Origin of the sequence: Rhodococcus sp. I2R (assembly GCF_020889545.1) — a bacterium.
Classification (GTDB): Bacteria; Actinomycetota; Actinomycetes; order Mycobacteriales; family Mycobacteriaceae; genus Rhodococcoides.
This window is the reverse complement of sequence record NZ_JAHUTG010000001.1, coordinates 1-20366: the sequence shown is the minus strand read 5'-3', so window position 1 is coordinate 20366 and position 20366 is coordinate 1. Positions and strand designations below refer to the sequence as shown.

22 protein-coding genes are annotated in these 20366 nt (G+C 64.5%); 12 read left to right on the top strand and 10 right to left on the bottom strand.

The window, feature by feature from the left end; all coding sequences use genetic code 11:
• Window positions 1-139 precede the first annotated feature (139 nt).
• Window positions 140-1063 (top strand): inositol monophosphatase family protein, encoded by a 924-nt coding sequence (locus tag KVY23_RS00110; protein ID WP_374108678.1) that lies wholly within the window; start codon window positions 140-142, stop codon window positions 1061-1063.
• 24 nt (window positions 1064-1087) lie between these two features.
• On the opposite strand, the gene cei is transcribed toward KVY23_RS00110, so the two are convergent.
• Window positions 1088-1768 (bottom strand): envelope integrity protein Cei, encoded by a 681-nt coding sequence (gene cei, locus KVY23_RS00105; RefSeq protein ID WP_206510738.1) that lies wholly within the window; start codon window positions 1766-1768, stop codon window positions 1088-1090.
• 583 nt (window positions 1769-2351) lie between these two features.
• On the opposite strand from cei, the gene KVY23_RS00100 reads away from it, so the two are divergent.
• Window positions 2352-2654, top strand: coding sequence for a DUF4193 domain-containing protein (locus KVY23_RS00100; protein ID WP_019664051.1), 303 nt, complete (start codon window positions 2352-2354; stop codon window positions 2652-2654).
• 33 nt (window positions 2655-2687) lie between these two features.
• Here the strand turns inward: KVY23_RS00100 and KVY23_RS00095 are convergent, their stop codons facing one another.
• The gene (locus tag KVY23_RS00095) at window positions 2688-3176 is read right to left on the bottom strand and encodes a DUF3093 domain-containing protein (RefSeq protein WP_230554762.1); all 489 of its coding nucleotides are present in this window, start codon (window positions 3174-3176) and stop codon (window positions 2688-2690) included.
• 257 nt (window positions 3177-3433) lie between these two features.
• Here KVY23_RS00095 and dut point away from each other — a divergent pair, with 257 nt between their 5' ends.
• Window positions 3434-3889, top strand: coding sequence for a dUTP diphosphatase (dut, locus tag KVY23_RS00090; protein WP_206511090.1), 456 nt, complete (start codon window positions 3434-3436; stop codon window positions 3887-3889).
• A gap of 23 nt (window positions 3890-3912) precedes the next feature.
• Complete coding sequence (locus KVY23_RS00085) at window positions 3913-4788, top strand: DUF3710 domain-containing protein (RefSeq protein WP_230554761.1); 876 nt, start codon at window positions 3913-3915, stop codon at window positions 4786-4788.
• Here the strand turns inward: KVY23_RS00085 and KVY23_RS00080 are convergent.
• On the bottom strand, window positions 4785-5489 hold the full coding sequence (locus tag KVY23_RS00080; RefSeq protein ID WP_230554760.1) for an alpha/beta fold hydrolase: 705 nt from the start codon (window positions 5487-5489) through the stop codon (window positions 4785-4787). The genes KVY23_RS00085 and KVY23_RS00080 overlap by 4 nt on opposite strands.
• Before the next feature lie 135 nt (window positions 5490-5624).
• Between KVY23_RS00080 and KVY23_RS00075 the strand changes: the two genes are divergently transcribed.
• Together KVY23_RS00075 and KVY23_RS00070 are read left to right on the top strand one after the other, a co-directional pair.
• Window positions 5625-6002: an OB-fold nucleic acid binding domain-containing protein gene (locus tag KVY23_RS00075; protein ID WP_206510734.1), complete on the top strand. Its 378-nt coding sequence runs from the start codon at window positions 5625-5627 to the stop codon at window positions 6000-6002.
• Window positions 6003-6144: 142 nt separating this feature from the next.
• Window positions 6145-6789, top strand: a complete 645-nt coding sequence (locus KVY23_RS00070) for a DUF3159 domain-containing protein (protein WP_206511089.1) — start codon at window positions 6145-6147, stop codon at window positions 6787-6789.
• Here KVY23_RS00070 and KVY23_RS00065 read toward each other — a convergent pair.
• Together KVY23_RS00065 and KVY23_RS00060 are read right to left on the bottom strand one after the other, a co-directional pair.
• Window positions 6763-7422, bottom strand: a complete 660-nt coding sequence (locus KVY23_RS00065) for a TrkA family potassium uptake protein (RefSeq protein ID WP_075840031.1) — start codon at window positions 7420-7422, stop codon at window positions 6763-6765. The genes KVY23_RS00070 and KVY23_RS00065 overlap by 27 nt on opposite strands.
• A gap of 30 nt (window positions 7423-7452) precedes the next feature.
• Window positions 7453-8118, bottom strand: a complete 666-nt coding sequence (locus KVY23_RS00060; RefSeq protein ID WP_075840030.1) for a TrkA family potassium uptake protein — start codon at window positions 8116-8118, stop codon at window positions 7453-7455.
• 220 nt (window positions 8119-8338) lie between these two features.
• On the opposite strand from KVY23_RS00060, the gene KVY23_RS00055 reads away from it, so the two are divergent.
• Both KVY23_RS00055 and KVY23_RS00050 read left to right on the top strand, forming a co-directional pair.
• Window positions 8339-10366, top strand: coding sequence for an APC family permease (locus KVY23_RS00055; protein WP_075840029.1), 2028 nt, complete (start codon window positions 8339-8341; stop codon window positions 10364-10366).
• A complete protein-coding gene (locus KVY23_RS00050; protein ID WP_230554759.1) occupies window positions 10363-11628 on the top strand; it encodes a class I SAM-dependent RNA methyltransferase in 1266 nt (421 codons plus the stop codon). Before KVY23_RS00055 ends, KVY23_RS00050 begins: the two co-directional genes overlap by 4 nt.
• A gap of 14 nt (window positions 11629-11642) precedes the next feature.
• On the opposite strand, the gene KVY23_RS00045 is transcribed toward KVY23_RS00050, so the two are convergent.
• Window positions 11643-11822: a hypothetical protein gene (locus KVY23_RS00045; RefSeq protein WP_230554757.1), complete on the bottom strand. Its 180-nt coding sequence runs from the start codon at window positions 11820-11822 to the stop codon at window positions 11643-11645.
• A gap of 26 nt (window positions 11823-11848) precedes the next feature.
• Here KVY23_RS00045 and KVY23_RS00040 point away from each other — a divergent pair, with 26 nt between their 5' ends.
• On the top strand, window positions 11849-12382 hold the full coding sequence (locus KVY23_RS00040; protein ID WP_230554756.1) for a CGNR zinc finger domain-containing protein: 534 nt from the start codon (window positions 11849-11851) through the stop codon (window positions 12380-12382).
• A gap of 4 nt (window positions 12383-12386) precedes the next feature.
• Here the strand turns inward: KVY23_RS00040 and KVY23_RS00035 are convergent, their stop codons facing one another.
• Both KVY23_RS00035 and KVY23_RS00030 read right to left on the bottom strand, forming a co-directional pair.
• Window positions 12387-13223, bottom strand: a complete 837-nt coding sequence (locus tag KVY23_RS00035) for an ABC transporter permease (RefSeq protein WP_230554754.1) — start codon at window positions 13221-13223, stop codon at window positions 12387-12389.
• Window positions 13220-14197: an ATP-binding cassette domain-containing protein gene (locus tag KVY23_RS00030; RefSeq protein ID WP_075840026.1), complete on the bottom strand. Its 978-nt coding sequence runs from the start codon at window positions 14195-14197 to the stop codon at window positions 13220-13222. The genes KVY23_RS00035 and KVY23_RS00030 overlap by 4 nt, the downstream gene beginning before the upstream one ends.
• A 126-nt stretch (window positions 14198-14323) precedes the next feature.
• On the opposite strand from KVY23_RS00030, the gene KVY23_RS00025 reads away from it, so the two are divergent.
• The gene (locus KVY23_RS00025) at window positions 14324-15046 is read left to right on the top strand and encodes a sigma-70 family RNA polymerase sigma factor (protein WP_230554753.1); all 723 of its coding nucleotides are present in this window, start codon (window positions 14324-14326) and stop codon (window positions 15044-15046) included.
• Complete coding sequence (locus tag KVY23_RS00020) at window positions 15043-15801, top strand: anti-sigma factor (RefSeq protein WP_230554752.1); 759 nt, start codon at window positions 15043-15045, stop codon at window positions 15799-15801. Before KVY23_RS00025 ends, KVY23_RS00020 begins: the two co-directional genes overlap by 4 nt.
• Before the next feature lie 30 nt (window positions 15802-15831).
• On the opposite strand, the gene glsA is transcribed toward KVY23_RS00020, so the two are convergent.
• Window positions 15832-17658: a glutaminase A gene (gene glsA, locus KVY23_RS00015; RefSeq protein WP_230554751.1), complete on the bottom strand. Its 1827-nt coding sequence runs from the start codon at window positions 17656-17658 to the stop codon at window positions 15832-15834.
• Between the two features lie 181 nt (window positions 17659-17839).
• Between glsA and dxs the strand changes: the two genes are divergently transcribed.
• A complete protein-coding gene (gene dxs / locus KVY23_RS00010) occupies window positions 17840-19720 on the top strand; it encodes a 1-deoxy-D-xylulose-5-phosphate synthase (RefSeq protein WP_075840023.1) in 1881 nt (626 codons plus the stop codon).
• Between the two features lie 31 nt (window positions 19721-19751).
• Here the strand turns inward: dxs and KVY23_RS00005 are convergent, their stop codons facing one another.
• Window positions 19752-20036 carry a YciI family protein gene (locus KVY23_RS00005; RefSeq protein ID WP_206510728.1) on the bottom strand — a complete coding sequence of 95 codons (285 nt, stop codon included), beginning with the start codon at window positions 20034-20036 and terminating at the stop codon, window positions 19752-19754.
• Window positions 20037-20366 lie beyond the last annotated feature (330 nt).

Sequence of the window (20366 nt, the reverse complement as noted above, 5' to 3'; positions counted from 1 at the left end):
TCGAGCCCGGCTGTTCGTGAGCCCGCCTGTTCGTACGTATTGTGCCCGACGATCGGCTCACCGTGCCCGGCGAACACGCTCGGCGCCGCTTGCACGAGAACTTCGCTCGACTGGTGTCCCTCCCGCCGTCTGTGATGCGATGGGGTTCGTGTCGAACCCATCGCAGGACTCCGCGCAGAACTTCACCGAAATCGCCCGAGACGACCTGTCGGAGTTGGCCGACATCGCGCGGGAGGTCGCGACAGCCGCTGCCGCACACGTGCGTGCCCGGCGCCCCGAGGTGTTCGGACCCGGCGCGCAGGGCGAAAATGCAGCTGCGCGCGGGCCCGTTGAGACGAAGAGCACGCCCACCGACCCGGTGACTGTCGTCGACACCGAAGCAGAACAGGTTCTGCGCACGCTGCTCGCGGAACGACGCCCCGCCGATCCCATACTCGGGGAGGAGGGCGGCGGGAGCACCGAGTCGGTGGAGGGCGTTCGGTGGGTGCTCGATCCCATCGACGGAACAGTGAACTTCCTGTACGGCATCCCCGCGTACGCGATATCGGTCGCCGTCCAGGTGGACGGCGTCAGTGTCGTCGGTGTGGTCGTCGATGTCGCACGCGAGATCCTCTACAGCGCGGTACGCGGTCGCGGCGCAACGGCAACCTCGTCCAGTGGCGATGTGGCGACGTTGACCTGCAATCCGATTTCCGATGTCGCGCTCGCTCTCGTTGCCACGGGCTTCGGATACGGATCGGCGCGGCGAGCCACACAAGGCAAGATCATTGCGGAACTGCTCCCGCAGGTACGTGACATCAGGCGAATCGGGTCGGCGGCCCTCGATCTGTGCATGGTCGCGTCGGGAGCAGTGGACGCCCATTTCGAACACGGACTCAGCCCGTGGGACTGGGCAGCCGGTTCGTTGATCGCCGAGGAGGCGGGTGCTGCGGTGATCGTGCCGAAGCCGATGTCCACGAGCGGCGAAGGTGCGGCGACCGTGGCGCTCGCGCCCGGGATCGAAGAGGACTTCCTCCGCCTCCTGGATGCGCTGGGCGCGCTCGATCCCATCCCTGCCGACTGAACGCGGCCCAGGCGCGCCCGACGCTCAGCAGCGTGCCGAGCGAGCCGCTTCGAGCAAGGTGATGTCAAGTGGCGGCGCAGCGGTGCCCGGTGCGATCCCGGCAAGAGACTGGAGCACCGACTCCGCGTCGGGGTTCGGCTGCAAGGACGTGAAATAGGTGCCCAGCGCGAGATCGACGGTGTCGTCGGCGCGACCGTCCTGGATGAGTTCGGCGCAGGGCGCGGCCAGCCACACGGTACTGGCCGCCGCGGTGCCGTTGGGTCCGAAACGGATCTGACCCTGGCACTGCATGTTCTGATCGAGGTACACCGGATCGTTGCCGACCTGCACGTCCGGAGCGCTGGCGAATCCATACTCGCTGAGATCGGCTGCGACGGTGGCAGCCTGTCCGCGTTCACCGTTGGCGTTGTAGACCCGAACCTGTGTCGCCGACAGCGGAGCGGGTTCGACGTCGAGCAGTGTGGAGCGGTCGACGCGCTCACCCAGCGGTGCAGGCAAAGTGCCGTCGCTCCCGGGTTCCGAGGGGGGTTCGTTGCACTCGACCGTCGCCGTGACCGCTTCGTCTGCAGTGAACACGCGCATCCAGGTGAACACACCGAGGAGTGCGAGGACGAGTAGAACGGCGGTGATGGGGAGCGCACGCCTGCGGCGGAACGGTCGGCCGTTGTCGTCGAACGAGCTGCCCTCGGTGATCAGAGAAACCACGGTGTGGACGCGCCTTTCCGTCGGCTGATTCGAGTGAGTGCGCCGAATCGGCCTGCCCAGAGGAACAGCCGCGTGCCGGTGCAGCGATCACTGTAGTTGTCCTCGCCGTCGTAGGTTCGCGCACCGGTACATCGGAGGCTCGCAACCCGGTGGACGCATCACACCGGCGGCGCTGCGGACACGGCAGGCGGGCGCTGTGGACGCGCGGAATGCGCGAGCGGATGCCGTTGTTGATAGCCCTTTGCAAGACAGTAGAGGGTCACTCGGCGGTTCGGTTTCGCCAAAGTCGAGTGCTTCGGCTATTGTCTGGCGGCCCCGGTGGTTTCAGAAGAGAGACGAAACCGTGGCGGTCGACAGCGCACGGGAGAGGTCTCGATCAGGTTTCAACCTCGATTGTCCGGGCATTACCCCGGTAACTTCTCGGGCACCTTTCCATGCTGTTGTCCGTTGAACAGCCCGAACAAGTACAGAAACACGGTGTAAGCGCAGCGCGAGCTGCCATCCCCACCGCCGGCACGCTCCGCTTTTACGCCGGCCGGACGCTTCCACCGGAAAACGCAAGAGGACGAGGGGTACAGGAATTATGGCAACCGACTACGACGCACCGAGAAGAACAGAATCCGACGATGTGTCGGAGGACTCGCTCGAGGAGCTCAAAGCACGTCGCAACGAGGCGCAGTCCGCAGTGGTCGACGTGGACGAGTCGGACACGGCGGAATCGTTCGAACTTCCGGGCGCAGATCTGTCCGGGGAGGAACTGTCGGTTCGGGTCGTGCCGAAGCAGGCAGACGAATTCACCTGCTCGAGCTGCTTTCTGGTACATCACAGAAGCCGCTTGGCGAGTGACGCGAACGGCGTTCTCGTCTGTCGCGATTGCGCGGCTTGATCGAGACGACCGAACTCAGGTGAGGCCGGACCGCTACGCGCGGTCCTCGGGGGTGGGCCGAGCCAGCGCAGCCACGAGTTCCTCTGGCCGCGTGGAACTGACCAGCCAGTAGGGGGTGGGGTCGTCGGGATCGTCGAGAACAATCAGCACCATCTGTTTGACCCAGGTGCGGTGTTGTACGAAGGCAAGGGGATCGAGCTGCCTTCCCAGCGCCGCACTTTTTGCTGTCCGGGGCACCACGGCGGCTCTGGCAATGACATCGAGCGGTAGATGGGCCTGCCCCGCACGCAGCTCGCCTTCACCCGATGCGTTGCGAACCACCTCGACTCGCATCCGGCTCAGCCAATAGAGAGCCCAGATGGGCAGCGGGAGTAGCAGCAGATAAGGTAGCCACGCGCGAATGCCGGGAGCGCCCATGTGGACTTCCGCAGCCAACAGCGCACCGATGGCGAGGCCTGCGGGCCACCACCAGAGCGGGACCCACAGTTTCTCCGAGTGAACTGTCGCGTCTTCGGTCGGCACGTGAACTCCGTTTCCTCGGGCAGGGGAACCGACTGGGTCTGCGGCGTCCGAAGACGATGTGGAGTCGAGGTCGCGCGGTGAGTCCTTTGGCACGCTATACAGCCTAACCGTCGACAAAACGGCCGAGCGTCGGTGCATCGTCGGGCATCGCCTCCGGCAGCGTAGTCTCGGAGCACGTGAGCGACGATTTCACCGATGAAGCGGTCCACGTGGTCGAGGTTGCCCCGGGACTGTCCGCCGTACCGTTGATCCCGGTGATGAGGTTGGATCCCGATCTTCCATTGCCGCGGCGTGCCCATCAGGGAGATGCGGGCGTCGACCTGCACATCACCGCAGATGCAACGATCGCGCCCGGTGAGCGGCTCGTGGTCGGCACCGGCATCGCGATCGCGCTTCCACTGGGAACTGTCGGCCTGGTCCACCCTCGATCGGGTTTGGCCGCCCGGTCGGGTCTGTCCATCGTCAACGCACCTGGAACCATCGACGCCGGGTACCGAGGCGAGATCAAGGTATGCCTGATCAACCTCGACCGGCGAGAGACGATCGAACTCGTCCGTGGTGATCGCATTGCACAGCTGCTGGTGCAGAGGATAGAACTCGTCGACTTCGTCGAAGTGCGTTCGCTCGACGACACATCGCGTGGCAGCGGGGGTTACGGATCGAGCGGGGGGCACGCGAGCCTGACGTCGCCGGCCGAGACGCAGACACGCTGACCCGAGAGGAAAGTGAATTGAACATGTTCGGACGACGTAAGAAGACCGCGCCCCAGCACGACGAGTCCGTGGCCGACATCGAGGTCGATGCCTCGCGGACCCGCGAGGATTCCGCCGCTGTTGTGGACGGGGACGCAGGCGGGGACGCCGAACTGGCGGCCGACCTAGGACCATTCGATCTGAGCGAACTGGACGACGACCGCGAGTCGCTCGCCGCAAGCCGGCTCGATCTCGGATCGGTGCTCGTGCCGCTTCCGAGCGGAGGGCAGCTGCAGGTCGAGATGACGCCGGCCGGTGCGCCGCAAGCAGTTCATGTGGTCACCCAACACGGCAGGATCACCATCGCTGCCTATGCTGCGCCGAAGTCGCCGGGACAGTGGCGCGAGGTTGCGAGCGACCTCTCGACTTCGCTGCGCAAGGACAACTCCGAGGTTTCGGTCGAAACAGGGCCATGGGGCCGTGAACTGCACGGCGTCACCGCCAATGCCGACCTACGTTTCATCGGGGTCGACGGATATCGATGGATGGTGCGGTGTGTGCTCGCAGGGCCGGCAGGCGCGGTGTCCCAGGACACGCCACTGGTGAAAATTGCTCGCGACATGCTCTCGCAGACCGTGGTCGACCGCGGCTCCGACCCCCACCCGGTACGTACACCGCTGCCCGTGGTCCTTCCCGAAGTGCTCATCTCTCAACTCGCGTCGGCGCAGCAACAGCTGGCGGAGCAGGCCGCCGCCCAGAAAGCCGCGGGCCAGCAGGCACCGCAGCAGGGTGTCGCACCGCAGGGCGGGGCGGCCGGGTCCGGTGAGCCGGTCGATCCGACGCAAACACCACCGTCCGGACCTGAGGAAGGGCCGCGGCGCGGCTCGTCGGGTTCGGCAATGCAGCAGCTGGGCGGCTAGTCGGCAGCAAGGCCGAGCAGACCCTCGACCGCACGGCGACCGAGAACACCAGGATCGGTCGCTATGTCATCGAGGTGGATCGCCGTGAGTACCGAGTGGGGAATCTCGCGGTTCCAGATGCGGGCGATCTCGAACGGGTGAACGGCGTCGTCAACGGCGCCGATCACAGACGTGGGGGCATTCAACCGGCGAAGCAACTGCACATCGGGTGCGACATATTCGGCGGCCTCGAGCAGCGCCGACGGAAGGTCGGGCCACTGGGCCGCCCACGACCGTGTCAGCGTCGTGGCCAGCCAGTCCGGAGATGTCGCGGCCATCGCCGCAGTGACCGCCTCGAGTCCCTCCGTGGTCAATAGGTGCGAGGTGAGGCGGGCGCTGAGCGCAGCCGGTGCATCACCCGGCTTGCCGAGCCAGGGCGGCAGTACTGCCAGTATCCCGGCCACATGCTCCCGATTGCGTGCGGACCATGCAGCTGCAACGGCTGCGCCGATCGATATCCCGCCGACGATGATTCGGCCGTGTGCATCCGCTGCAGCGTCCAATGCCGCCTCGTAGCTCGCAACAACATCCACGGGATCGGGGTCGACGGCTTCGACGCTCGTGCCCACCGCCGTCAACGCCGAAGTGAATGCGTCCGACGCGAAGCGCGCATCCGATCCGGTCCCAGGTAGGACGACGGCGTGGGCAGCCCAGTTGCTCATTGCGACCATTGTGCGCACACCCGAGTTTCGATGCGTTTCGGGGCCGGTTGGCCGCAGTCCATTCTCGGGTCTACAGTTGCGAAGTACACGCCCTATGCGTGCTGAAAACCGTCGTAGATGCTCCAGGAGCGCACCATGGCACCCGCTGCCGCAGGATATTTTCGCAAGCTCACGCGGAAGTTGACCGAGGACGTCGATCAACTCGACGCCGAAGAGATGGCGGAATCGTCGGAGGCCTCCGGCGCCAGTCGCGCCTGCGATTGCTCGCGAGGTGACGAGGTCACCATGCTCGGTCGATTGCGCAGTGTGGAAGCGTGCTCGAAAGCCGCCAACGCGAACATCGAAGCCGAATTCTTCGACGGCACCGATCCGGTGACCCTCGTGTGGATCGGTCGTCGGAAGATCCCGGGGATCGAGCCGGGCAGGACCGTTCTCATTCGAGGCCGAGTCGGCGAACGTGACGGCCGAAAGATCGTGTACAACCCCTACTACGAACTTCGCGACGACTCCTGAGTCGACAGTGCGTGAACCGGCCGCAGTGTAAGTGCGGCCCGCCTCGTCGACCGGGCACATCGCCGAATGTGGCACCCTCGACTATGTGACCGACAGTGATGACCGCACAGCGGACGTACGCGAGAAGACCGTCCTCGAACAGATGGGTGGCCTCACTGGCCTAGTGTCGTCGACTCTGCCGGTCATCGTGTTCGTGCCGGTCAACAACTACTTCGGGTTGGCAGCCGCGATCTGGTCGGCATTGGCTGTAGCACTCGGGGTGATGGTGTGGCGCCTCGTGCAGCGCGTCCCGATCCAGCCAGCGATCTCCGGCTTCTTCGGCGTCGGGATCTGTGCATTCATCGCCTACCGAACCGGCGACGCCAAGGGCTACTTCCTGTTCGGTATCTACACCTCCCTCGCCTATGCAGGCGTGTTCATCGTCTCGATGCTCGCCCGATGGCCGCTCGTCGGAGTCGCCTGGGGCTATCTGAACAACAAGGGAACCGCATGGCGTTCGAGTCGTAGAGCAGTACGTTCCTACGATGTCGCGACGTTCGCCTGGGCCCTGGTGTTCGCCGCCCGATACCTGGTGCAGTCGAATTTGTACGACTCGGATCACACCGGTTGGCTGGCCGTGGCCCGTATCGGTATGGGCTGGCCCCTGACAGGTGTGGCGCTCCTGGTGACATTGTGGGCCGTTCGCCGCGCAGACCGTGCGCTCGAGGAGGCCCGGCCTGCTGATACCTCTGCGAATTCCTCTGCGGCCGCCGAGAACAGGTCAGGCGAGACCGACAGCCACCCGTAGTTCGTCCTCGACCTCCACCGAGGCAACGAACAGCAACTCGTCGCCGCCTTCGAGTGGATCGTCCTGTTGCGGCACGATGACACGGCCGCCGCGGAGGATTGTCACAAGAGCCGCATCGCGGGGCAATTTCAATTTCCTGACCGGCTTGCCCGCGAGCGGAGTGTTCTCCGGCAATGTCACCTCGACCAGATTCGCCTGGCCCTTACGGAACGTCATCAGGTGAACGAGGTCGCCCACGGACACCGCTTCCTCGACGAGCGAGGCGAGCATGCGCGGAGTCGACACGGCCACATCCACACCCCACGCCGAGTCGAACAGCCATTCGTTGCGAGGGTCGTTGACTCGAGCGACAACTCGATCGACACCGAACTCGGTCTTCGCGAGCAGACTGAGGACGAGGTTGGCTTTGTCATCGCCGGTAGCCGCGATGACCACGTCGTATGTTTCGAGCTGGGAGGCCTCGAGGAGAGTGAGCTCGCAGGCGTCGGCGAGCACCCACTCGGCTTCTGGGATTGCTTCGCGGTCGACGTGGTCCAGCTTGCGCTCGATCAGCATCACCGAATGCTTGTTGCGAATGAGTTCTCGGGCAATGGACCTACCAACGGCACCCGCGCCGGCGATTGCGACTCTCATGAAATCCCGTTCGTGTCGGTACGGATGTGGTCAGGCATCGGACGGTGGTGGATTGGAGGACAGTGCGACCGCCTCGGCGACCGTGCCGGACACAGCCGCAACGTAGATCTCGTCGTCGGACTGGATCACGGTCTTCTTGTCCGGGAGGATGCCCGTACCGAAGCGGATGATGAACGCCACGCGTGAGTGCGTCGCGTCCTCGAGCAACGAGACCTTCCGTCCGATCCAGCCCTCGTGAAAGTCCAGAAGAACCACAGCCACGCTGCCCGACGGGTCACGCCACTTGGTGGTGGGATCGTCGCGCAGAAGGTTGTGCAGGAAGCGATCGGTCGCCCAGGGCACCGTCGCGACCGTCGGGATGCCGAGCCGCTCGTACACCGCGGCGCGCTTGGCATCGTAAATTCTGGCCACCACCTTGTCGACGCCGAAGGTTTCCCTCGCGACGCGTGCGGCGATGATGTTGGAGTTGTCACCGGAGGAAACGGCGGCGAATGCCTCTGCCTTTTCGATCCCGGCTTTGACGAGAACGTCGCGGTCGAAGCCCATACCCACGACCCGATGGCCCTCGAACGACGGGTCCAAGCGAAGGAACGCCGTCTCGTCGCGATCGATGACGGCAACCTCGTGACCGATGCGTTGCAGAGCGCCGGCCAGCGATGCGCCCACTCGGCCACACCCCATCACCACTACGTACACAGGTCCAGCTCCATTCGGATGTCATCTGCAGGTCGTTTCGAGCGCATGCACCAACGTAATGGTCCACGTTGCAGTAATCGAGCGCAGGCTCTCGTGAGTCGCGTGGGGCGGGTCGGTTGGGTGGCCGCCGATGCGGCATTTCGTACACGGCGACGTTCGGTGAGCCCCATTTCGACGCTCCGGTGTTTCGTTGCGACGCGGACGGCCTACGCTTTCACCCGTGTCCAAGGTTTCGACCGCCGCGAAGCGGCTCGTGCTCGGTAGGCCCTTCCGTAGCGACAAGCTCGGTCACACCCTGCTCCCGAAGCGAATCGCGCTACCCGTCTTCGCTTCCGATGCGATGTCCTCGGTTGCCTACGCGCCGGAGGAGATCTTCCTCGTCCTGTCCGTCGCGGGGATCTCTGCCTACGCGTTCACACCATGGGTCGGACTCGCCGTCTGCATCGTCATGGCGGTCGTGGTGGCCAGCTACCGGCAGAACGTCCATGCCTATCCGTCCGGCGGTGGCGACTACGAGGTCGCGACGGTGAACCTGGGCCCGACAGCCGGACTGACCGTCGGTAGCGCGCTACTCGTCGACTACGTGCTGACGGTCGCGGTCTCCATCTCGGCGGCTGCGTCCAACATCGGTTCCGCGATCCCGTTCGTTGCGGACCACAAGGTGTTGTTCGCCGTGGTGGCGATCGTGCTGATCACCGCGATCAATCTGCGGGGCATCCGAGAATCCGGGGCAGCGTTCGCGATTCCGACCTACGCGTTCATGTTCGGAATGGTGCTGATGCTCGTGTGGGGGCTGACGCGCGTGTACGTGCTGGGGGAGGACGTACGGGCCGAGTCCGCGAGTTTCGAGTTGCAGGCCGAGGATTCGCACCTGTACGGGATCGCCTTCGCGTTCTTGGTCGCTCGTGCCTTCTCGTCCGGGTGTGCCGCGCTGACAGGCGTCGAGGCGATCAGCAACGGTGTGCCGGCTTTCCGCAAGCCGAAGTCACGGAACGCGGCGACCACGTTGCTGTTGCTCGGCACGATCGGGATCACGCTGCTGATGGGTATCATCATCCTGGCCCAGAAGGTGGGCATCCAATATGCCGCAGATCCAGCGGAGCAGTTGCTGGGTGCGCCGGAGGGATATAAACAGAAGACGTTGATCGCGCAGCTTGCGGAGACGGTGTTCTCGGGCTTCCCGATCGGATTCTTCTTCATCACCACGGTCACTGCGCTCATCCTGGTGTTGGCCGCCAACACGGCGTTCAACGGCTTCCCTGTTCTCGGCTCGGTGCTGGCACAGGACCGCTACCTGCCACGCCAACTGCACACGCGCGGCGATCGCCTGGCATTCAGCAACGGCATCCTGTTTCTCTCCGGTGCCGCAATCGCGTTCGTCGTCGTGTTCGGTGCAGAGGTCACTCAGCTCATTCAGCTGTACATCGTCGGAGTGTTCGTCTCGTTCACGCTGAGCCAGACCGGGATGATCCGGCACTGGAATCGGCATCTGAGGTCGGAGCAGGAACCGGCGGCGCGGCGAAAAATGATGCGCTCGCGCATGATCAACGGTGTCGGCTTGGCGATGACCGGAACGGTCCTCGTCATCGTGCTGGTCACCAAGTTCGCGGCCGGAGCGTGGATTGCCATCGTCGCCATGTTCGCGATCTTCGTTCTGATGCGCATGATTCGGCGGCACTACGACACTGTCGCGCGGGAACTCGAGAACGAGGAATGGGACGGCGTCCTTCCGAGTCGGACCCATTCGATCGTGCTCGTTTCCAAGCTGCACATGCCGACCAAGCGTGCGCTCGCCTACGCTCGCGCGACTCGACCCGACACGTTGGAGGCGATCACCGTCAACGTCGACGAGGCAGACACACGTGGCCTGGTCCGTGAATGGGAACGCAGCGATATCGCGGTGCCGTTGAAGGTCGTCGAGTCGCCGTATCGCGAGATCACCAAGCCGGTGCTCGATTACGTCAAACGCGTCCGACGGGATTCTCCCCGCGACGTGGTGACGGTGTTCATTCCGGAGTACGTGGTGGGACACTGGTGGGAGCAGATATTGCACAACCAGAGTGCGCTGCGGCTCAAGTCCCGACTGTTGTTCCAGCCCGGCGTGATGGTCACGAGCGTCCCGTGGCAGCTACGTTCTTCCGAGAAGGCCAAGAAGGAGTCGCCCCAGAACGCCCCGGGGGCATCGCGTCGCGGCTATGAGCAGCCGACGCAGCGCGGCGAAGACAACGGCGCAGGTAGGAAACCATGACCGAGAGTTGGTTCGGTCGGACTTTCGAGTCGACGCTCGGCGCGCCCGGCCACGGCGGCTTCTGCGTGGCTCGACACGAGGGCCGAGTGGTGTTCGTTCGGCACGGTTTGCCAGGCGAAGTGGTGCGCGCGCAGGTGACCGAGGACCGTGGCGGATCGTTCTGCCGTGCCGATGCGGTGGAGATCGTCGAGGGTTCCGCGGACAGGGTGTCTCCGCTGTGCCCGATCTCCGGTCCGGGAGGGTCAGGATGTTGTGACTATTCGCACGCGTCCTTGGCCGCCGGTCGAGCCATGAAGGCCTCGGTACTTCAGGAGCAGCTTCGAAGGGTCGCGGGTCTCGAACGCGATGTCGTCGTGGAGGAACTTCCGTTCACTGGCGACGGGACCGGGTGGCGTAGCCGGGTCCGCCTCGCCGTCGACGCCGCCGGCCGCGCCGGATTTCACCGGTATCGCAGTGCCACGATCGTCACCGAACTCGGTTGCCCCCAGGTTGTTCCGGGCGCGTTCGACGGTTTGGACACGACTCGGTGGCGTCCCGGATCGGAAATCGTGGTGGCGGTCGACGGTGCTGGAGAGCGTCACGTCGTCGAGATCGCGCCCGCAGCCGTATCGCTGGCGGGGCGTCGATCGCCGGGTAGGCGCGGGGCGTCCGCTCGTCGCGCTGCGTCGGCCCGGCCGCGCGCGGAGAAGATTGTCGTCGGTAGCGGTCGCGCCCACGAAACGGTCTCCGGCCGCGAATGGGAGCTCGATGCAACGGGGTTCTGGCAGGCGCATCGCGGAGCCGCGCAGGCCTACAGCGATGTGGTCGCCGAGTGGGCTGCTCCGAGCTCGGGTTCGGTCGCATGGGATCTGTACGGCGGTGTCGGAGTGTTCGCTGCGAGCATCGCCGACGCCGTCGGTCCGGACGGCACAGTTGTGAGCGTCGAGGTGTCCCCGCGTGCGGCAGCCGACGGTGCAAAGGCCCTTGGCGATCTCGCGCAGGTGCGATTCGCGCCAGGTCGGGTCGAACGCGCTTCCCAGCAGCTTCCGTCGCCAGAGGTGGTGGTGCTGGACCCGCCGCGTTCGGGTGCGGGCAAGGATGTCGTTTCTGCCATGGTCGCGCGCACTCCCGCGCGAATCGTCCATATCGGTTGCGACCCGGCGTCGTTCGCGCGTGATGCCGGGCTCTACATCGACGCCGGGTATCACTTCGAGGCCCTGCGCGCGTTCGACGCCTTTCCCGGCAGTCATCACGTGGAATCGATCGGACTGTTCGTCCGATAGCCGGCCGCCAGGGTCTACCGGTGGTCGATCGTGGCGAGGAGTTCCGATGCTCGGTCCATGGCCACGACTCGGTGAGATCCGCAGGAGCAGTGCTGATAGCCGATGGTTCCGTCGCTGGTGAAGTGTCGACTGGTGGTGCGCCACCGGTGGGTGTGTGCGTGCTGGCTGCTGTTTGCGATCGTTGCGGTATCCATGCTGACCACTGTGCTGTAATGGTCTTATGCACATCAACCCTTACGGTGAATATGCGGTTCAGCTCGGCGTCGAACTGTGCAATGTGCCGCCGGCATCGCCGGAGGAGCTGGGCAGCCGATGTTCCGCCGCTGGACTGGTCGTCGACACCGTGCCCACCGAGGAAGATCTGCGGGACACGACAGCATTCCTCGACGAATGGGTGGGAGTCGTCGATGCACGCACTGATGTCGAACGAGCCGATATCCTCAACGATCTGCTGGCCCGGGCATCGACGTACCCTCGGCTCACTGATCACGCAGGCGACGGCTGGCACATGCACTACCGAGACCCCAACATCGCGCTCGGCTCGGTGGTCAGGGCGTTGGTGAGCGTTGGGACGGCCCTGCACCTGACCGGACGCGGCATGGACCGCCTGGGCCGATGCGCCGCAGCCGACTGCGACGCGGTGTTCGCGGACGTCTCCCGAACCGGCCGCCAACGCTACTGCGGCACGGTGTGCTCCAACCGTGATGCAGTACGTCGCCACCGCGCGCGAGCGGCAGTCGGCCGGTCGAGATGACCGATCAGGTCTTTCGGTTGTAAAGACGCATCGTGATCGGTCCGAACACCGCCAGGAACCCGGCACAGATCGCCATCGTCACCGCAAGGGCAGCCGCATCGGGTTCCCCCGCCATCAGTGATCGGATCGATGTCACGAGAAAGCTGACCGGATTGACTTCCACGAACGCCTGGAGCCAACCAGGCATCGTCTGGGGATCGACGAAGATGTTGCTGGCGAAGGCGAGCGGAAACAGAATGAACATCGACACACCCATGACGGCGGACTCGGTCCGCACGATCATCGCGATCATGGTCCACACCCAGGACAGGCAGAACGAGAAGAGCAGAAGCAGCGCAATCGACGCCACGACGCCGACGACGCCGCCTGCGGGCCTGAATCCGATCGCGAGACCAAGTGCCAGCACGATCACAGATGCGAGCGAGTAGCGAACGACGTCGCCGAGGAGCGCCCCGACGAGCGGTGACGGCCGCCAGATCGGTAGCGACCTGAACCGGTCGAACACCCCCTTCTCGATGTCCTTGTTCAAGGTCACGCCCGTGTACATGGTGATCATCACCACCGTCTGGACGAGAATCCCGGGTAGCAGAAACTGGATGTATGCATCGGTGGACCCGGCGAGGGCGCCTCCGAACAGGTAGGTGAACAGCAGCGTGAACATGATGGGGAACATGGTCACGTCGAAGAGCTGCTCCGGGACGTGCTTGATTTTCAGCAGGGCCCTCCACCCGAAGGTGATGGACGTGGAGACAGCGTTCGGACGCGGCGGCCGTGGACCCGCGCTGCGCAGGACGTGCGCCACCGCGTCGGGTGCGGCCAGGTCGGTGGTGGACGTGGTCATGATGCTGCCTCGGTCTCGGTGTGCGTGTCGGTTTCTGTGGGATGGCCGGTCAGTGCGAGGAAGACCTCGTCGAGGCTGGGTTGCCCGATGGCGAACGATGCCACCGCGATTCCGGCACGCTCGAACTCGGGGAGCGCCGCGGCCACCGAGGCGGTCGAGTCGAGGCGTGCCGACAAGGCCATCGGGTCGGCCTCGTAGACAACAGGTTCGGTCAACATCGAGCTGAGAATGTCGGCTGCCGCTGCGCGCATGGACGCCTCGACGACTCGCACGTGCAGCGAACCGGAACCGACCGAGGCCTTGAGTTCGCCGGTGGTGCCCTCGGCGATGACCTTCCCGCGGTCGATCACCGCGATCCGACCGGCCAATTGATCGGCCTCGTCCAGGTATTGGGTCGTCAACAGAACTGTGGTGCCTCCATCGACCAAAGCGCGCACGATGTCCCAGACCTGGTTTCGGCTGCGTGGATCGAGCCCGGTCGTCGGCTCGTCGAGGAATATCAGTTCCGGAGTCACGATGATGCTGGCGGCAATGTCGATGCGACGACGCATCCCACCCGAGTACGTCTTGACCTGTCGGTTACCTGCCTCGGCGATGCCGAACGCGGTGAGCAGCTCATCGGCTCGGGACCGCGCGGCGGGACGCGAGTATCCGTAGAGCCGCGCGAGCAGAATCAGATTCTCGGTTCCGGTCAGATCCTCGTCGAGCGAGGCGAACTGTCCGGTGAGGGAGACTTTGCCGCGGATGACGTCCGCTTCGGTCGAGAGGTCGTGACCGAGCACACGGGCAGAGCCGCCGTCGATAGGCAGCAGTGTCGCCAACATTCGAATCGTCGTGGTCTTGCCGGCCCCGTTGGGGCCGAGGACGCCGTACACACCGCCGGTAGGTACCGACAGGTCTATTCCGTCGACCGCGACATTGTCGCCGAAACGCTTGATCAGGCCATTCGTCTCGATAGCCGTCCTGAAATCCATGGGTTCAGTATTGGTGGATGCGATCCGAACTCGCAATCGAATTTCCTCACCCGACCATCCGTGATGGGTGCCGCGTCGAATACATCTTGCGGCGGGAAAACGCGGAGGTTTCGGTGTGAGAGTCACATGAGCACTACTCTCTTGATCAATGAACGCGATCACTTTCGAAGACGTTGGGACCTGGCTCCGGTGAGCACTGCGAGTTCGGATTCGCCGCAAGAGAACCCGTCGGGGCACGGAGGCGACGGACCGGCATGTGTGGTCCCCAGCGCGCAACTGCGCAATCTGCGCGCGGACGAGGCCGAACGTCTCCGGCGCGTGATGGCAGCGGTCGCTTCCGGGGATCAGCGGGCGTTCGCCGAGCTGTACGACGCCACCTCGGCGCGTGTCTACGGCATGGTGCTACGCGTACTGCGCGACCCGGGCTATTCGGAGGAAACCACGCAGGAGGTATTCCTGCAGATCTGGCGTTCGGCACCGAACTACGACCCGAACCAGGGAAGTCCGCTTGCCTGGATGATGACGCTTGCACATCGCCGTGCGGTGGATCGGGTGCGGTCCGAGCAGTCCGGTACCGACCGTGAAGCCGCGTACGGGGCGATCAGTCACTCCCCGGAGCACGACGAAGTGCTCGAGGCGGTGACGCAGCGCCTCGAATCCGATGCCGTCGTGGCGTGTCTGGACACGCTGACCGATACGCAGCGCGAGTCGGTGCGCATGGCCTACTACGGCGGATGGACTTACCGGGAGGTCGCTGAGCGGCTCGGGGTCGCTGTGCCCACCATCAAATCGCGCATACGGGACGGATTGATCAAGTTGAAGAGTTGTCTGGGGGTGGCACCCTCATGAGTGAAGCATCGCGGCAGCGGTTGCTCGATTCTGCAGAGGTCTACGCCCTGCATGCCGTCAGCGCGGCCGAGCAAGCAGAGATAGAGCACAACCTCGATTCGGTCGACGGCACATCGCGGGTGCAGTTCGGCGTCCTCGTCAGCGAGATTCGGGAAACCCTGGCGTTGGTGTCGGTGCTCGACGCCACCGACCCACCGGCAGAGCTGAAAGCGCGTGTTCTCGACGAGATACCGCACATCACACAGGTCGAGTCGACGCTCGGCGCGGCAACGAACGTCACGAGCATTCGGCGGCATCGAGCTCGCGGAACGGGACGCTGGCGGACGACGTTGATGGCGGCTGCGGCAGTGGTGGTCGTGGCGGTCGGTGGAGTCGTCGTCGTCACTCAGGTCATCGGTGACGATCCCGGACTCACACAGGCCGAGCAGATCGTCGCCGCGCCGGACACCCGCCGCGAGATCGCGGAATTCCCCGGTGGCGGAACGGCGACGGTGTCGTACTCGCCGGAGTCCGACGCTGTTGTGATGACCATGGACGGTGTCTCTCCGCCTGCGGCGGGACAGGACTACCAGATGTGGTTCGTCGACGGCACGCCACGCTCGGTCGGTCTCGTGACCCCGGAGCAGCTGGCAGGCGGGGACGAGACGGTGATCGAGGGTGTGGGTTCCGCCACGAACTTCGCGTTCTCGCTCGAACCGGCAGGCGGTTCGCCGCAGCCGACCGAGGTGTTGACGTTGGTGGACCTGAATACCTGAGCAGTTGCCTCGGATTCGGTATCGGGCGCTTCAGCGCCCGATATCGAACGGGCCGAGCGATTTTATCGCGGTGTTCATCTGGTGGTAGGCGCCTGTCGCAAGGTTCGTCAGCAACGCCAGTTTCACCTCGGCGGCGTCGCGGGTCAGCTCGGCGAAATTCTCGTCGGAGATGACTGCGACGGACAGGTCGGTCTCGGCTCGGAAGTCGAGGATGAACTTCGTCCGCGCCAGCAACGGCATCTCACCGAAGCTCATTCCGGGGGACAAGGTGGAAATCCGGTGGTGCGAACCGTCGGGCGCCGTGAACGTCGAGCTCGCCTGGCCGGCGAGAATCAAGAACAGTCCCGCGGTCGATTGTCCGGTGCTCACGATGAGTTCCTCACGCGAGTAGCTCCGGTATTCGAGGACCGCTGCCACGCGGTCGTACTGTTCTGCTGTCAGGCCCGACAGCACCGGGTGATCGCGGGGGAGAACCTTCTCCGGTTGGCGTGGTCCGACACAGAAGCGGTCGAGCAGCAGCTCCTCGGCCCATTGGATCGCCGACCCCAGGTCACCGAATACTCGCCCATCCGGCGCAGTCGGGTCGACACTCGACGCAGTCTGACCCAGTACCGCTCGCGGGTCGACGAGAGATGCGCGACACCCGCGGGCGGAGAGTTGCTTTCGCAGCGCTGAGAGCATGCCGCGTGCAACCTCGCTCACGTCGTCGACTCCTCGTACGTCGAGGACCAGGGCATCCAAGTCCTCGTCGAGGTTGCCGATTTCTCTGACCGCAGTCTCGGCGCCGGAGAAGAGCAGGTCACCGTGAAGTTCGTAGATGCGCGCGCGGGTACCGAACTGAGCGAGTGCTTCCTGCTCGACTTCGCTACGCCGTCTACGTGACGGAGTCTCCGCGACCGTGTAGCGGTTGCGGATGGCAGAGCGCGAGGCGCGTGTGACATGCAGAAAGTGAAGCTCGAGCTTCTTCGACATCGTCCTGCACGCCTCGACGCCGCGAACGCTGTTGCCGTGCTCATCCAACCTCGGCGAGTAGACCGCGATTCCCATCTGACCGGGCAGCACGGCGACGATGCCTCCGCCGACACCACTCTTGGCGGGCATGCCGACGCTGGCCACCCAGTCGCCCGCACCGTCGTACATACCGCAGGTGGTCATCACGCTCAGCACCCGTTCGACGAGGGCAGGAGCGAGCACTCGCTGCTGCGTCCGAGGATTGATGCCGTTGTTCGCCAGCGTCGCCGCCATCATCGCGAGGTCGGCTGCGGTCACATCGATGGAGCACTGTCGGAAATACAGATCCACTGCGGCGTCCGGATTGTCCTCGATGATCCCGAACGATCGGAGCATGTAGCCGATGGCCCGGTTGCGGTTGCCGGTTCTGGCCTCCGATTCGTAGACAGCGGAGTTGAATGTCAACCGGCGCCCCGCGTAGTTCGAGTAGGCGGTGAGGATGCGTTCGAAACGATCCTCGGCTGAGTCGCCCTCGATCAGCGATGCCGAGGTGATGGCGCCGGCGTTGATCATGGGGTTGCGTGGACGTTCGGTGACAGGATCGAGGCTGATCTCGTTGAAGGGTTCGCCGGACGGTTCGACGTCGATCTTGCGCGCTACCGCCGCCTCACCGTGATCGGCGAGGGCGAGTCCGTAGGTGAAGGGCTTGGAGATCGACTGAATGGTGAACGGCATGGCCGTGTCGCCGACTTCGTAGACGTATCCGTCACTGGTGGCCAGAGCTATCCCGAAGCCGTCCGGAGCGACGGCTGCCAACTCGGGGATGTAGTCGGCGACGGACCCCGAGGTGTTGCCTCGGCAGGCCTCGTAGACGTTCGTCAGGATCTGGTCGACCACGGTAGGCATGAGGCCCACCCTATTCCCCGGGTTGCGCGGTTTCGCTGTGATGACCGACGCGTCGTGTGTGGTTGGGGCGGCGGTACGGCCGCAGTACTGTCGGGTGCTAAGTAGACTCAGATGTGACTGTTCGCGGTGACGATCACTGCGAACTCGAGACCGATATTGTCGGCCGGAGGGAGCGATCTCGTTGGGTGTCCTAGCTCGAGTTCAGACGCCCGAGGACTTGCGCCGCCTGGCCCCGTCCGAGGTGAAAGATCTGGCCGGAGAAATCCGTGAGTTCTTGGTGGAAACGGTGTCGGCGACCGGCGGCCACCTCGGCCCGAACCTGGGCGTCGTGGAGCTGACGTTGGCGTTGCACCGGACGTTCACCTCACCGCATGACCCGATCATTTTCGATACCGGTCATCAGGCGTACGTACACAAGATGATCACCGGCCGGACCGGGGCATTCGCCTCGCTCCGCAAGCAGGGTGGTCTGTCGGGTTATCCCTCGCGCGGGGAAAGCGAGCACGACTGGGTGGAGTCCTCGCATGCGTCGGCATCACTGTCGTATGCCGACGGTCTGGCGAAGGCGTTCGAGCTACGGGGCCAGCACGATCGACATGTGGTCGCGGTGGTCGGTGACGGCGCCCTCACCGGAGGAATGTGCTGGGAAGCGCTCAACAACATCGCGGCGGGCAAGGATCGTTCGGTGGTCATCGTCGTCAACGACAACGGCCGTTCCTACTCTCCGACGATAGGCGGGCTCGCGGAGCATCTGACTGCTTTGCGGCTGCAACCGGGCTACGAGCGAATCCTGGACAACGGCCGGCGCATCGTCCGGAAGATTCCACTCGTCGGCAAGACTGCGTACGCGATGTTGCACGGGATGAAGGCCGGGGTGAAGGACGCCGTCAGCCCGCAGGTGCTGTTCACCGATCTGGGCATCAAATATCTCGGGCCCGTGGATGGTCACGATGAGCAGGCGCTGGAGTCTGCCTTCCGTCGCGCGAAGGCGTATGGGGGTCCGGTGATCGTGCACGCGGTCACGCGCAAAGGTATGGGTTACGCGCACGCCGAGAACAATGTCGCCGATCAAATGCATGCGACGGGTGTCATCGATCCACTGACCGGGCTGGCGCGCTCGCAGTCTGCTCCCGACTGGACGTCGGTGTTCTCTCGAGAATTGATCGATCGGGCCGCCGAGCGAGACGATATTGTCGCCATCACTGCCGCGATGGCGGGACCGACCGGCCTTGCCGCGTTCGGTGAGAGGTTCCCCGACCGACTGTTCGACGTGGGCATCGCCGAGCAGCACGCGGTGACTTCTGCAGCGGGACTCGCTCTCGGCGGCATGCATCCTGTGGTGGCGGTGTATTCGACCTTCTTGAACCGGGCGTTCGATCAGCTGCTCATGGATGTGGCGCTGCTGAATCTGCCTGTCACCCTGGTGCTGGATCGCGCAGGGGTCACGGGCGCGGACGGCGCGAGCCACAACGGCATGTGGGACATGTCTCTGCTCGGTATCGTGCCCGGAATGAGGGTCGCTGCGCCCCGCGATTGCAGCACTCTGCGTGAAGAACTCGGTGAAGCTCTCGCCGTCGATGACGGACCGACAGCGTTGCGATTCCCGAAGGGCGCCGTCACCGAGGACATCCCGGCGTTGCGACGCCTGGATGGCGTGGTGGATGTACTTGCGGAACCGCCGACGGCGAGCGGTGACGTGTTGATCGTCTCTGTGGGTGTCTTTGCCGGGCTCGCAATGGAGACCGCGGCGAAGCTGACCGAGCTGGGTTTGTCGGTGGCTGTGGTCGATCCGCGGTGGGTCCTTCCCGTGCCCGAGTCGCTGCTCAAGCTCGCCGAGGACTACAAACTCGTGGTGACGATCGAGGATTCGGGTGTCCACGGAGGCGTCGGCTCGAGCGTGTCGGCGTCGATACGTGCCGTTGGAGTGGACACTGTGTGCCGCGACGTGGGTGTGCCGCAGCGGTTCCTCGATCACGCCTCGCGTGAGCAGATCCACCGCGAGCTGGGTCTCACCGCGACCGACTTGACGCAACGAATCGCGGGTTGGGCCGGGGCACTGTAGCCGTAGACGGGGCCTGTATGTGGACGGGGTGTCAGCCGCTGAACTCGCCTGCGGCCGGCGCCCACTCAGTGATCTTGACGTCCTCGACGAGTCCGGCGAGCACGAACGGATCGTGCGTGAACTGGCGTGCCACGGCGTCGCGGTCGGGCGACTGGACGATGAACATGGCCCCGCTGTGGTCGGCGAGTGGACCTGACGAACGGATGATCTTTCGTCGAATCATCTCTCGGACCCAAGCACGGTGGTCGGTGCGATGATCGTCCCGACCGCCGGAGGTCTCGGGCGTGTACGAGTATTCGACGACAAACATGGGCATGATGGGAACCCTCCTCGTACCTATGGTGTGAGATCATCGTGGACCTCCTCAGCGCCCGACGTGGCCGGTTTGAACGATTTCACCTGGGTTCACAGGCTTCGTAGCGGGGACGAATCCTCCTCATGTGCGTGGAAATACGTGTCCTGCTATGTATTTCCGCTCAGTGATACTGGAGTTGTTCGTTGAGGCGGGAGTTTGGCTCGTTTTCGCTCTGACGCCGTTGGCTGTCCTTCATGTGATGTGTCGGCTCTCGCTTCGACGGACAACGTTCACACGCGACCGGTAGGGCGGAGTGACTTGATAGGAGCCTGACCAAAGAGTCCCGTCACT